The sequence below is a fragment of the Streptomyces sp. NPDC001070 genome (genome assembly GCF_053598835.1).
In genome coordinates this window covers 174,059-188,157 of sequence record NZ_JBSFLB010000008.1, presented here as the reverse complement: position 1 = coordinate 188,157, position 14,099 = coordinate 174,059, and the positions used below count along the sequence as shown (strand labels likewise).

7 protein-coding genes are annotated in these 14,099 nt (G+C 76.4%); all 7 read left to right on the top strand.

The window, feature by feature from the left end; translation table 11 throughout:
• Window positions 1-59 precede the first annotated feature (59 nt).
• The 7 genes from ACWDAS_RS12780 to ACWDAS_RS12750 are packed head-to-tail and all read left to right on the top strand — an operon-like array spanning window position 60 to window position 14,099.
• Window positions 60-914 carry a DUF4132 domain-containing protein gene (locus ACWDAS_RS12780; protein WP_450389122.1) on the top strand — a complete coding sequence of 285 codons (855 nt, stop codon included), beginning with the start codon at window positions 60-62 and terminating at the stop codon, window positions 912-914.
• Window positions 911-5,911 (top strand): hypothetical protein, encoded by a 5,001-nt coding sequence (locus ACWDAS_RS12775; protein WP_450389120.1) that lies wholly within the window; start codon window positions 911-913, stop codon window positions 5,909-5,911. The genes ACWDAS_RS12780 and ACWDAS_RS12775 overlap by 4 nt, the downstream gene beginning before the upstream one ends.
• Window positions 5,908-7,077, top strand: a complete 1,170-nt coding sequence (locus ACWDAS_RS12770) for an AAA family ATPase (RefSeq protein ID WP_450389118.1) — start codon at window positions 5,908-5,910, stop codon at window positions 7,075-7,077. The genes ACWDAS_RS12775 and ACWDAS_RS12770 overlap by 4 nt, the downstream gene beginning before the upstream one ends.
• Before the next feature lie 5 nt (window positions 7,078-7,082).
• Window positions 7,083-10,949, top strand: a complete 3,867-nt coding sequence (locus tag ACWDAS_RS12765) for a DUF5682 family protein (protein ID WP_450389117.1) — start codon at window positions 7,083-7,085, stop codon at window positions 10,947-10,949.
• Window positions 10,946-12,739, top strand: a complete 1,794-nt coding sequence (locus tag ACWDAS_RS12760; protein WP_450389115.1) for a hypothetical protein — start codon at window positions 10,946-10,948, stop codon at window positions 12,737-12,739. The genes ACWDAS_RS12765 and ACWDAS_RS12760 overlap by 4 nt, the downstream gene beginning before the upstream one ends.
• Window positions 12,740-12,762: 23 nt before the next feature.
• Window positions 12,763-13,407, top strand: coding sequence for a hypothetical protein (locus tag ACWDAS_RS12755; protein ID WP_450389114.1), 645 nt, complete (start codon window positions 12,763-12,765; stop codon window positions 13,405-13,407).
• Window positions 13,377-14,099: a hypothetical protein gene (locus tag ACWDAS_RS12750; protein ID WP_450389112.1), complete on the top strand. Its 723-nt coding sequence runs from the start codon at window positions 13,377-13,379 to the stop codon at window positions 14,097-14,099. The genes ACWDAS_RS12755 and ACWDAS_RS12750 overlap by 31 nt, the downstream gene beginning before the upstream one ends.

Here is a 14,099-nt window from a genome sequence, read left to right as displayed (position 1 = left end):
TGTCAGTGGCCTCGCCTAATGTTCCGGTCACTTGATCACGGCGGTGCAGGGAGGCACGCATGGGGTGGGTCACGGCGGGCGACTACGAGGTCGCCCTCGACGACGGGAAGGTCGTCTGCCGCAACGCGGCGGGCCGCCGGCTGAAGTCGGTGCCGGCCAGGCTCGCGGACGACCCGGCGGTGGTCGGGCTGCGGCAGCTCGCCGAGTGGCTGGAGCGGCATGAGCGCCAGTGCCTGGCCGACGTCGAGCGCTGGATGGTCCGTTCGCTCCCCGTGCCCCTCGCCGTGATCGGCCGCGTGTGGCCCGACCCCGCGTGGCGGGGAGCCCTGCGCGATGTGGTCGTCACCGGGGAGGACGGTCAGGTCGCCGGCTTCCTGCGGGACGCCGAGCCCGGCCGTGGCCTCGGCCTGGTCGACCTCGACGGCGACACCGTGCGCATCTCCCCCGAACTGGTCCGCATCCCGCACCCCGTGCTCCTCGACGACCTGGAGGAGCTGCGCGAGTTCGCCGTCGAGCTCGGAGTGGAGCAGAAGGCGCAGCAGCTCTTCCGCGAGGTGTGGCAGCGCCCCGCCGGCCTCGACGCCGAGGGCACGCTCGTCGAGGAGTACACGGGCGGCACCTTCAAGGAGCTGCGCTTCCTCCACGGCCGTGCCACCTCCCTCGGGTACCGGGTGCGCGGTGGGCACTCCGTCTGCCCGGTGCTGGAGGACGGCCGGGCCGTCGAGGCCCGCATCTGGATCGGCGACTACGACGGCTGGAGCGAGACCGAGACCGGACCCCTGTCCTGGACCGACACCGCGGGGCGCGCCCTGAAGCTCGGTCAGGTCGGCCCGGTCGCCTGGTCGGAGGGCATGCGCATGGCGGCCGCGCTGTACGCGGGACGCGACATCGAGGACGAGGAGAAGGCGGCATGACCATGTACGACAGGGCCGCCACGGCCACCACGGCCGCACTGCTCGACGCGGGCGCCGTGCTGCCGCCCGGCACCACCACGCGCGAGGACGCCGACACCCTCACCGTCCGCGCCTACACCCACCCCGTGCTCGACGACCGGCAGGTCGTACGGCTCGTCCCCGGCACCCTCGGCGCGGCCGAGGACCTCGCCCTGGAGTTCCTGGGCCTGACCCGTGAGGCCGAGGCGCCCGAGGTGGGCCAGGTGCGCCGGGAGACCCTCGGCTTCCCCGCCTGGGCCCTGGTCAACGACCCGGCCAACGGCCACCACGCGCTCGCCCTGGTCAAGGACATCGAACGCCTCGCCCGGATGGCCAAGTCCCGTGCCGGAGCAGCCAAGGACGGCTTCGACGCGCTCGCCGAGCGTCTCGGCCGTGCCGTGCCGCACTTCCTGCCCACCTTCCACGAGCAGGCGGCCCGCGTCTTCCTGCAGCACGAGAACACCACCTACGCCGCCGCGTTCTTCGGCAAGGCCCGCGCCGCCGAACGCGTCCACGGCCTGACCGTCGACGAGGACCGGCAGCGCGCCGTCTTCCTGGAGTTCGCCTTCGCCGGCGCGCTCACCGTCAAGGCCCTCAAGGAGCACGTCAAGGACCTTGCCCGGCGGCTGGATCCGGCCGAGGCCTGGCGGCAGTTCCGGCAGCTGACCGTGGAGCGCTGCGCCGCCGGGATGCCCCCGTACGCCTCCCTGCCGCAGGACGCCAGGAGCCTGCTCAAGGCCGCCGGCCTGAACCGGGTCACCGAGGAATGCGCCTTCGTCGCCGACCTCGTGGCCTCGCCCGCCGTCGTCCGCGCACCCGGCTCCTTCTGGACCGCCTACCGCGCCACCCTCGCCGTCCTCGCCGAGCGCGAACCGGCCGTGCGGGCACGACTGCTGGAGATCATGCCGGCCGGGCTCGGCCGCGACGCCGAGGGCGACGAGCTCTGGCTCGCCCTGCTCGCCGAGACCGGCGCCGACACCCTGCTCACCGGTGAGGCGGGCGAGGACGCCGAGGCCGTCGACGCCGCGGACTGGCTCAGCCGCTGGTCCTCCCACCGCAAGCACGGCTCCGCGAGCTCCGACCGCTCCCCGGCCACCCTCGACCTCGTCGCCCGCATGGCACCGCGCCTTCGGGCCGACGGCCGTCCCGTCGACCTCTTCGCGGGCCGCTGGCACGCCGGCGCCGAACTCGACCTGCTCGACCTGTGCGCCGCGGAGCGCGTGCCGCTGGCCGTGCCCGCCGAGGACGTCGCCGTACACCTGCCGCTCCACCGCTGGCTGAGCTCCACCGACCCTGCCCGCCGCGATCTGGCCGCCACCGCCGCCGACCCGCGCCTGCGGCTCCTGCTGCACAAGGCGATCGGCAACCTCGGCGAGGACCGGGGCCTGCCCGACGTGCTGGAGGCCCTGGCGGCCCACCCGGTGCTCGCCGCCGTCCTGCGCGAGTGGCTGGACGAGGCCGCCGGCCGGTTCGTCCGTGCCGCGGGCCTTCCCGCCGCCCGTACCGCCGTCGGCCGGCTGCGCCCCTTCCGCTCCGTCGCGGCCCGGGTCAACCCGGCGGCCGTGGCTCGCGTCGCCGGACACGAGATCGCGCCGCTGCTCGGCCGTACGCTCCGCGAGGGCATCCTCGACGAGCTGGGGTGGCCCGCCCTCGACGAGGGCCTGCGGCTGCTCGACGCGGCGGTCGCCAAGAACAAGGACAACACCCTGATCGTCGCCGAGGCCTGGCCCGCGCTGATCCTCGCCCGCGGGGACAAGGCCGTCGTCGTCGGTCCCGACAAGGTGCTCCTCGACCACGACCTGCGCATCCCCGCCGGACTCGACCGCTGGAACCGCCCCCACTTCCGCTGGGCCGACGGCGAACTCCTCGTGATGTGGCGGCAGGACGGCAAGCAGTCCGGCTACTGGTCCGCCCGCCCCTCCGAGGTGTTCACCCTCGGCGGCGAGCAGCTTCCGCACTGGTGGCACGGCCAGGTCGCCGCCCCGTCGATCCCGCTGCCCGGCGGCGGCCGTGCCACCGGCGGCCGCACCCTGCACGCCGGTGACACCGTCCTGCCGCCCAGCCGCCCGGTCCTGAGCGACGGCACGTCCCACTGGCGCCAGGGCAAGCAGGGCCGCCACCAGGTCTGGATGGAGTACGACCCGGCCACCGGGACCCACGGCCGCGCCTCGCTGCCGGCCTTCCTGCGCTCCGGCATCCTCGACGGCGCCCGGCTGAGCCAGGACGAGTGCGAGGTACTGCCGCTGCAGCCCGGGCTCGAACAGAGCCCGTTCGGCACCGACGGCACCGTCCTGGGCCGCTGGGTCCGCGTCGAGGGCGAGGGCGCCGAATCCCGCACCACCGCCGGCACACCCGACGGCCGCACCGTCGTCTTCCCCACCAGGAAGTGGCGGTGGACGCGGAGCATCCCGCTCGGCGCGCTGCGCCTCCCGGGGGGTGCCGAGCCCGTCGCCGCGCTCCTCCACCAGAAGGTCTCGCTGTACGCGGCCGGTGACGCCACCTGCGACGACGAGCTCGGCAGCGTGCCGCTCGCCGAGCAGGGCGGCGAGTTCGCCGCCGGCACCCGGTTCGTCCCGCCGCTCGCGTACTGGCACGCGCTGCGTCCGCGCGACGAGCGGGCCTCGGCCGTGCTGCGCGCCCTCACCGACGAGCAGGCCACCGAGCTGCTGCGCGCCACCGCAGAGGCCCTGGCCGAACACCAGGCGCAACGTCAGGCGGCCACCGGCAAGGAGTACACCGGCCCGACCGCCGAAGCCGCCGCGCGGGCCGCCGTCGCCGCCGCCCTCCCGGCCCTCACCGACGAGCGGCTCCTGATCGGCGTCACCGCCATCGTCCGGGGAACGCTCCGCCACGCGGAGTCCGTCGCCTCCTTCGTCGCGCCCCCGGCCGAGCGGCCCCGGCAGTCGCTGCGGCGCAGCGAGGGCATGTTCGCCGACTACAAGCCGCAGCACGGCGACGACACCACCCTGCGGTCCGCGACGGAGGGCATCGCCGACCAACGCAGCCATTCGTGGTGGGGCGGAGGCCCGCAGTGGAGCGTGCTGCGCCAGATCCGCGCGGTCAACCACGTCCTGTCCGGCAAGGAGGCCGACGGCAAGCCGCTGCCGGACCGGGCCAAGCTCGGCGCGCCGGGCGCCGGCTGGCGCAGCGAGGAGCACACCGTCCCCGGCATCGGCATGGTGTGGTTGTCCGTCCTCGCCGTGCTGCGCCCACTGGCATACCGCGCCGCGTCGCCCGTCACCGGTGGCACGACACGAGAAGGACTCCTCCTGCTCTTCGACGCGATCACCGAGGGCCCGCTGGCCGTGCCGGGGGCCGGCCTCCGCGAGATCGTCCTCGGTGAGAAGCACGACAAGCAGCAGCGTGCGGGCCAGGTTCTGCGCAAGGACGGGCGCACCGTCGTGATCCTCGGCTGCCGGAACGTCGACGGCGATCGCAACCGCGTGAACTGGCTGGCCCTCGACCACGACCCCACCGGGGCGTTCGGCGCCGTCGCCCACTTCACCCTGGAGGTGGAGACCGACCGCGCCCCCGCCTTTTCCGCCGAACGGCTCGCCGCCGTCGCCCGTCTCATCCGCGACAGGGGCGCCGCGCCCTGGCGCCCCGAGGCCCCCGCCGTCCTGGCCGCGGCAACCGGCGGTGGCCTCGGCCCCGTCCAGGCGGCCCTGCTGCTCGCCGGGCGGCCGCAGGAACCGGGTGCCGAAGCGCTGGCCCTCATGGACCTGAAGGTCAGTCAGAAAAACCTCGGCAACGGCCTGCTGAGCTCACTCTCCCAGCAGGACCACGCCGCCGTCGTCGGGGCCCTGCTCCCCGACGATCCCGCCGTTCTGTGGAGCAGCGGCCCCGACACGACCGCCGCCGGCCGCATCTGGGACGAACGCCTCGGCTCCGTGGTCCGCCTGCCGGAGGACGTCGCCGCGGAACTCGCGGGAGTGCCGACCGCGTCCGCCGAGGCCGTGCTCAACCCCACCCGCACTCCCTGGCTGAGCCGCACCACGGTGCAGCGACCGGACAAGGACGGCGGCCTCGTTCCCGCCGATCCCTCGGCGCTGCCCGGACGGTACGACATCTCCCGTTCCGTCGCCGTGCTCGCCGGTCTCGCCTACGGGCTGCCGTACGGGCACCCGCTGCGCGCCGCCCTGCCGGAGGGCCTGGCGGCCCTCCGGCGGCGCGTCGCCGACCCCGGCCTCCTCCTCGACCTCGACGTCGCGTGGACGGAGAAGGGCGGCCCCACCGCCGTCCAGATCCGCAAAGCGCACGGGCTGCCCGCCACCGGCGGCGCCGACGCCCACGGCCTGACCCATGTGGGCGACGCGCTGGTCCTCCGCCCCTGGTACGGCGACACCGAGACCGTGCTCGTCCGCCCCGCCGGGCTGACCGGGCCCGAGGACTCCGTCTTCGGCCTCGTCGAGGGGCTCGTCGGCGTCCAGCGCGCGGGCGGGATCCAGGCGTTGCACACCGTGTTCGGCGACGAGCTGGCCCGCGCCGTCGCGGCGGACGGCGACCCCGGCGCGGCCGTCGGGCACGCCCAGGACCCGACGTTCTCCGTGCCCGCCCTCGTCACCGAGGCCGCCGCGGCCCACGGACTGAGCGAGGACGCCGCCGCGCTCTACCTGCAACTGCTCGCCCTGCCCGACCCCACGGACCGCAATTGCGCCCGCTGGACCGGCTGGAAGCCCGCCCGCATGAAGAAGGCACGCGCCGAACTGGCCGCGACCGCCCTCGTCGTCGAGGCCAAGCGGTCCCGGGCCGGCCGCACCCTCTTCCTCCCCTGCGGCTGGCGCGAACTCAAGGCGCCCGCCCTCCCCGTGGAGACCTGGAAGGAAGGCCTCTACCCCGTCCGCGACCACGCCGCCGTCGTGCCGATGCTGCCCGTGCCCGAGCTGTTCGCCCGCGCCTGGGACCGCGTCCGGGCCGGCGACGCCCCGGCCTTCGAAGAACTCACCACCCGTGCCACCCGGAAGGGCCGCCGCCGATGACCACCACCGCTCCCGGCCCCGCCGCGCGGCAGAGCATCCCGCCCGAGGACCGCTACGCCACCGAGCTCGCCTTCCTCGCCGCCCACGACAGCGGACCGCGCCCGCCCGCCTGGCGGCTCACCCCGCGTGCCGTCGTCACCTTCGTCATGGGCAGTGACGGCCGGGCGCTGCGCCTGCCCGAGGACGCCGAGGTGCCCGAGGGCGTGCCGCGGCGCCTCGTCGTCGAGGGGAAGTTCGTCGGCGACCGCGCCCTGGTCGAACGGTGCGTCGTCACCCTCGCCGGGGAGCGCGGCCTGCTCCTCGTCGGCGAGCCCGGCACCGCCAAGTCGATGCTCTCCGAGCTGCTGTCGGCCGCGGTCTGCGGCACCAGCGGCCTGGTCGTCCAGGGCACCGCGGGCACCACCGAGGACCAGCTCAAGTACGGCTGGAACTACGCCCTGCTGCTCGCCCAGGGCCCCAGCCGGCAGGCACTCGTGCCCTCGCCGGTGCTCACCGCCATGACGCGGGGAGCGATCGCCCGCGTCGAGGAGGTCACGCGCTGCCTGCCCGAGGTACAGGACTCCCTGGTCTCCCTGCTCTCCGAACGGCGCATCGCCGTGCCCGAACTCGCCGGTGGCGAGGGCGCCCTGGCGCACGCCGCGCCCGGTTTCAACCTCATCGCCACCGCCAACCTCCGTGACAAGGGCGTCTCCGAGATGTCCGCCGCCCTCAAGCGGCGCTTCAACTTCGAGACCGTCGGCCCCATCGGCGACCTCGACGCCGAGACGGCGCTCGTGCGCAGCCAGTCCCGGGCCGCCGTCGAACGGGCCGGAGCCCCGTACCAGGTCGACGACGCCGTCCTGGAAGCCCTCGTCACCGCCTTCCGGGACCTGCGCGAGGGCCGGTCCGCCGAGGGCTGGGAGGTCGAGCGGCCCTCCACGGTGATGAGCACCGCCGAGGCCGTCGCCGTCGCAGGCGCGCTGGGCCTGGCCGCCGCGTACTTCCCCGGCGACCGCGACGTGCTCGGCCTGCTCCCCGGCCACCTCCTCGGCGTCGTGCGCAAGGACGACCCCGCCGACGCCGCCCGGCTGCTCGGCTACTGGGACGGCCCCGTACGGCGCCGCGCCGAACAGGGCTCCCCGACCTGGCGCACCCTGTGGGACCTGCGCGCCGTCCTGGAAGGCTGAGCACCGTGGCCCTCACCCCGGACGAGGCCGTCGCGGCCCTCACCGGCCCCGCGGCGCCCTACCTCGTGGGCGTACGGCACCACGCCCCGTCGCTGGCGGCCGCGCTGCCCGCCCTGCTCGACGAGGCCGAGCCGGACGTGCTGCTCGTCGAACTCCCCGGCGAGATGCAGGAGTGGCTTCCCTGGCTCGCCCATGAGGAGACCCGGGCGCCCGTCGCCCTCGCCGCCGCCCCCGGCGACGGGGGCGGCGGCCCCGCCTTCTACCCCTTCGCCGACTTCTCGCCCGAGCTCGTCGCCGTCCGCTGGGCCGCCCGGCACGACGTTCCCGTCGTCGCCTGCGACCTGCCGCTGGCCGACCGGGCGTGGGGCGCCGGACGGGCGACGGCGGCGAGGGGGGCCGGCCCCGGGCTCCACGCCGCCCTGCGCGCCCGGCTCACCGGCCGCCCCGGCGACGACCTGTGGGACCGCCTCGTCGAGGCCACCGCCCCGGGCTCACCGCCCGAGGCCCTGCGCCGCGCCGCCCTCCTGACGGGCTGGGCACTGCGTCAGGACGCGGCCGACGGCGGGGGCGTCCCCGAACTCGACCTGCGCCGCGAGCAGTGGATGCGGGCCCGTATCGCCGACGCCACCGCGGACGGCCGGCGCGCGGCCGTCGTCGTCGGCGCCTTCCACGCCCCCGCACTCGTCCCGGCCGAGGCGTGGCCCGCCGGTACCGCGCCGCTGGCCGGCCCGGAAACCCCGCCGCCACCGGCGAGCGGCGCCGCCTGGACGACCTCCCTGATCCCTTACGCGTACCCGCTGCTCGACGAACGGTCCGGCTACCCGGCCGGCATCCGCGACCCCGAGTGGCAGCACATGGTGCTCCAGGCGGCGGGCGACCCGGCGGCGACGGACGACGCGCTCACCCGCGCGGCCGTCCGCATCTGCGCCGAACTTCGCGCCCAGGGCCACCCCTCGGGCCCGGCCGACGCGCGCGAGATCAGCCGCCTCGCCGGTGACCTCGCCCGGCTCCGCGGACTGCCCGCGGCCGGCCGCGGAGAGCTGGTCGAGGCGGTGCAGACCGTGCTGGCCCAGGGAGAGCCGTACGGCCGGGGACGGGCCGTCGCGCGGGCCATGGAGCGGGTGCTGGTCGGCACCCGCGGCGGACGCCCGGCGCCGGACGCGCCCCGCAGTGGGCTCGCCCCCGCCGTCGAGGCCGAGCTCGCCGGACTGGGCCTGCCCGGCCCCGGCGCCCCGGCCGCCACGCGGGACCTGCGGCTCGACCCGCTCCGTTCCGACCTCGACCGCCGCCGCGAACTGCTGCTGCGCAGGCTGGCCGTGTGCGGCGTGCCGTACGCCGAGCCGAAGGACGTCACCGGAGCGGGCGGCACCGAGGGCCTCACCACCCGCTGGGAGGTCCGCTGGACGCCCGCCACCGCGGCCATGCTCATGGCAGCCGGGGTCCGCGGCGTCACCGCCGCCCAGGCCGCCGAGGGCGTGCTGCGTGAATGCCTCCGCCAGGAGCGGGACGAAGGCGGCCCCACAGCCGCGCAGAGCCTCACCGGCCTCGCGCTGGCCGCGGAATGCGGGCTGCCCCCGCTCGCCGGAGAACGCCTCGCGGAGACCGCCGACGTGCTCCCCGCCTCCGGCACACTCCCCGAACTCCTGGCCGGACTCGCCCTGCTGGACCGGATCCGCGCCGGGCACATCCCCGGGCTCCACCCCGAGGAGGCCCGTACCGCCGGCGCCGCCGCCGTCGCCGAGCTGCTGACCGCGGCAGCGGTCCGCCAGGTGGACGGCCTGACCGGTTCCGATGACCCCGCCGACGCGCACGCGCTGCTCGAACTCGCACACCGCGCCGACCTCCTGGGCGGCGTCCGGCTCACCGACGCCCTCGCACGGCTCGCCGCGGACGGCTCCCCGCTGATGCGCGGAGCGGCCGGAGCCGTCCGCGTCCTCCTCGGCCACGAGACGCCCGGGGCGCTCGGCGCCCGCGTCGCCTCCTGGGTCGACGCCGCGGGCGACCCCGACTCCCGGGCCGCCCTCACCGCCCGGCTGACCGGACTGCTGACCGCCGCGGGCCCGCTGCTGGAGGCCGCGTCCCCCGCGCTGGAGCCCTTGCTCGACCGGGTCGGCGATCTGCCCGACCGGGCCTTCCTGTCCCGGCTCCCCGCCCTGCGCGGCGGCTTCGACTCCCTCAGCCCGGCAGCCCGCGACCGCCTCCTCGCAGCCGTCGAGGAACGCCTGGACGCCGAGGGCATCGCCGACACCTCGGGCGTCGACCCCGTCGCGCTCGCGACCTGGACGCGCGCCGACCTCGCCGCCCGCGCGGCCCTGAACCGGCTCGCCCTCCTCCCGCCGCGCGCGCCGGCAGCGGCGGCACCCGACGGCGCGACGCCGGCCGCGGGCGAGACACCCGACGCGGCCGGGCCAGCCCTCGTCGCAGCGCGGGCGGCAGACATCGGGCCAGGCGCGGTGCGGGAGCCGGCCGCCCAGGGCCGGTCCGAGGCCCCACCGGCCGCCGCGCTCGGCACGTTCGCAGCGCCGGAATCCGGCACCGCGCCGGGTGCCGCGAAGGAGCCGGCCGCCGGCGCGGCCGACGCCGGCAACGCACCGCCCGGGCGCCGAACTGCCGCTTCCGGCGGCGCCGAGGGCTCCACGGGCCCCAGGGCGACGGCGGTCACTGCCGTGTCCGCCGACGCCGGGCCGGGAGTGCGACTGCCGGCCGCCGGGGCGGCCGGTGACCCCGGCGCGGCTCCGGAGGCCGCCGGGCGCACGCTCGCACCCGCCGACCGCTGGCGGCTCGTGCTCGGCCGGCGCGGCGACCGGCTGCCGCGCTCCGCCGCCGCACTGGCCACCGCGCTCGACGAGCTGTACGGCAACGGCCGGGGCGAGGGCAGCCGCGGCGACCTCGGCGGGCACGGCACGGGAGGCGGCGACCGCGGCGGCCGGGAGGCGCCCTACCCCGGGGTGCGGGAGTGGTCCGAGGAACTGGCGGCGCTGTTCGGGCCCGGCATCCGCGAGGAGGTGCTGGCGGCCGCGGCCGCCTCCGGCCGCAAGGACGTCGTCGCCGAACTCGACCCGGACAGCGTGCGGCCCTCCGTCGATCTGCTGCGCACCGTCCTGCAACACGCCGGCGGGCTGCCCGAGGCCCGGCTGGCCGCGCTGCGCCCGCTCGTACGACGTCTGGTCGAGGCGCTCACCCGGCAACTGGCCACCCGGTTGCGCCCCGCGCTGCACGGCACCGCCCTGCCGCGCCCCAGCCGTCGCCCCGGCGGCGGCCTCGACCTGGCCCGTACGCTGCGGGCCAACCTGGCCACCGCGCGGCGCGGCCCCGACGGCACCGTCCAAGTGATCCCGGAACGGCCGGTGTTCCGAGCCCGCGCCCAACGGGCCGCAGACTGGCGGCTGATACTCGTGACGGACGTGTCCGGGTCCATGGAGGCCTCCACCATCTGGGCCGCGCTCACCGCCTCCGTCCTGGCCGGGGTGCCCACCCTGTCCACGCACTTCCTCGCGTTCTCCACCGAGGTCATCGACCTCACCGACCACGTGCAGGACCCGCTCTCCCTCCTCCTGGAGGTCAGCGTCGGCGGCGGCACCCACATCGCCGCCGGACTGCGGCACGCCCGCGAACTGGTGACGGTGCCCTCCCGCACCCTCGTCGTGGTCGTCAGCGACTTCGAGGAGGGCTATCCGATCGGCGGCCTCCTGGCCGAGGTCCGCGCCCTGGTCGGGGCGGGCTGTCACGTGCTGGGCTGCGCCAGCCTCGACGACGCCGGGCGCCCCCGCTACTCCACCGGCGTGGCCGGGCAGCTCGTCGCCGCGGGCATGCCGGTCGCCGCCCTCAGCCCCCTCGAACTCGCCCGCTGGGTAGGGGAGAAGATCACATGAACCACCGACTCCCCCCGGTCGCGCCGGCCGTGACCGCGGAACTCGTCGAGGCGCTCCCGCCGAGGCTGCGCAAACGCCTCGACGCGGGCATCGCCAAGCTGGCGGCCCGCCCGGTCGCCGTCGACGGCGACACCGTGCGGATCGCCGTCGACGACGACACCGACCTCGAACTGCACGCGCCCGGCGGCACGGTCACCACGGCGGACGCCGTGCGCTGCGGCTGCCTGCTCGCCCCCAACTGCCTTCACCGCGCCGCCGCGGCATCGGCCGCGCCGGTCGCCGAGGCGTCGACGCGGCCTTCCGCGCAGGCACCCGGAGAGGCCCACCGGGAAGCGGCGGACGAAGCAGCAGCCGAAGCAGCAGCCGGGGCACCGGAGACGGCCACCCCCGAACAGCACGCCGCCGCCCACGCGCTGCGCACCGCGGGCGCCGCCGTCCTCGACGCGGGCGTCGACGGCTCCGGCGCCGTCGTCCAGGCCGGGCTGCTCCGGGCCGCGCACACCGCCCGTCTGAGCGGACTGCCCCGGGCTGCCGCGGCGGCGGTGTCCGTGGTCACCAGGCTGCGCGCCGCCCGCGCGGCCGACCCGGCGCACCGCCTCGCCGACCTGGCGGGCGCGCTCCGTGAACTCCTCGGCACCGCGCACCGCGTCCGGTACGCCACCGGCCCCGAACTGGCCGCCGTGCGCGGCACCGCACGCCTCCCGTACACCCCGGACGGCTCGCTGCGGCTGTACGGGCTGTTCTCCGAGCCCGTCCTGACCGCGAGCGGCTACGCGGGCGCCGTCACCTGGACCGCGGACGCCGACGGCCGGCTCTGCACCGTCTCCGACGTCGCCCCGGGCGGCCCCGGCCGCGCCACCGGCGCCGCCGACCGGGCCGTGCGCATCGGCGACACCGCCCTCACCCACCGCGAACTGTCCCGCGCGGGCCTCGCCGTCTCCGGCGCGACGGTCTCGCCCACCGGCCGTCTGGGAACGGGTGCCGGCGTCCGCGCCGTACGGGCCTCCGGCGCCGCTTGGACGGCCGAACCGCTCGACCGCCTCTGGGCGGTGCCCGTCACCGAGCAGGCCGTGCGCGCCCTCACCGGGGGCGACGGTCTGCTCTTCCTCGACGTCACCCTCACCGGTACGGTCCGCGAGGCCGGTGGCGACTGCCTGCTCGCCCGATGCGACGGACTGACCCTCAGACTCGCCGCCGCGCACGACCACCCGGCGCTGCCCCACCGCGACAACCTGCGGCTGCTCGCGGGGGTGCCGGGCACCCGCCTGCGCGTCATCGCCCGTCTCGATCCCGCCCCGCACCCCCGTGCCCTGCTGCTGGCCTGCAGCCACCCGACCGACCCCGGGGCCCGCGTCGACACCGGCCTCGACCGCCTCCAGCGCGCCGACCTCCCGCCCGCCGCCGCGACCGCGTTCGAGCCCCCGCCGGCCGCCCCCGACGAGGCGCCCCTCCATCTGCTCCTGCGCCGCGTCCACCAGGCCGCCTCCGGCGGCAGGCGCGTCCTCGCCCTGCCCACGAACGTCGGCGCCGACGCCCGGCGCCTGCGCCGCGCCGCCCTCCCGACCGCCGCCGACCTCCTCGACGACCTCCACCAGGCCGCCGCCGACCGGGGCCGCGACCCCTTCGGCCGCCTCCTCCCCGCCGACACCGACCGCTTCGCCCGTGCCTGGCTCGCCGCCGCGACCTACGCCGACGAACTCTCCCGCGCCCTGTGCGCGAGCGCCTGGGGCGCGGAGCCGTACCTCGACGCGCCGGTGTCGCCCGCCGGGGTGGTGGGAAGCCAGAGGTAGGGCCGATCCGGAGGGGGCGGTACATGACGGAGGCAGACGAGGGACCGGAAACCACGGAGACCGCCGGCGATGGCGCAGCGGGCCCGCGCGCGGGTTCGCAGAGGTTCGTCCGCGCGTTCGTGGTCGTGTATCTGATCGTGCTCAGCGCCGTGGGCGCTCTGGACCTGTTCACCGCGACCGGTCTGGACGCCCGGCTGACCGGTGCTCTCGTGTCCGCGGCGGGCGTTGCGGGCGGACTCCGGGGTAGTACTGCGCTGTTCAGGGCGGTCGCAGGCGTCGCGGCCGGGGCCGTGCTCGTGCTGGACGGCTGGCTGCTGTCCCGGATGGCCACCGGATTCACCGCACAGCCCCGTCTCGTGGTGACGCTGGCAGTCGTGTCGTCCTCTGCTGTCGCAGGTGCCGCGTTGCTGATCTCCGATTTACGGGAGGCGCTCCGGAGACGCGGCGAAGTGGCCGCGCGGCTGGGGGCGATCGTCCGGCCCACCGATCCCCAACGGACCACGCTGGTCGCCGCGGCGATCGCAGCCGCGAGCGCCGTCTTCGCGGCCGGACTGGCGCTGCCGCAGTTCTGGTACTCGGTGCGGTATCAGCCATCCACCGCGCTGCCGGTGGTCTCCATCGATCAGTCCGGGCCGGAGTGCGCGAGCATGACGGCCGGCTCGAGGTGACCGCGTCCATCGCGCTGGAGAACGCCGGAAAGTCGGGGATCAGGGTGCTGGCCTCCATGTACGAGATAACTGGTACGGCCGTGTACGTGGACCCCGGCACGGGGGCATTGGGGGGATTGGACGAAAGCCGCTGGCAGGACGCGGTCAGTCACAATGACGGGCCCGCCGCCCGGTACGGCGCTCGCGCCCAGTACGGGCAGGCAGAGTTGATCCAGTTCGGTCCCGTCGCGTGGGAGAGCGCGTGGCTCGAACCCGGCGAGTCGACCCGGGCGACGGTCGTCGCGTTCGCGCCCGCGGGCCGCTATGACCTCCTCCGGTTGACCACCGACGTCGCGGCCGCCCCTGCGGATCGCGTCCCGGTGAGCGGGGGCGTGCGGCAGATGATGCCGGCAGAGCAGTGCGGGGGCGCGACCGTACTGGCGACGCGCTTGCCCCTGGAACGGCGCAGTGCCTTGGAATGGCTGACCACCAGCGACCAAGAGTCGGTGACTGCGTGGGTAAGGGACGGCGCCGCGGAGTCCTCGCGGTGGTGGGCCGACCACCCTGGGCTTGTTGTACAACTGCAGCACCGGGGCCTGCCGTGCGCGCACTTGTTCGACGAGGGCGACGCCGGTCTGGAGGACCGCGCCAAACTGGCCTGGTCCGGCGCCGTCACCGACGCGCTGCCGCCGTCCGCGAAGAAGCCCGAATGA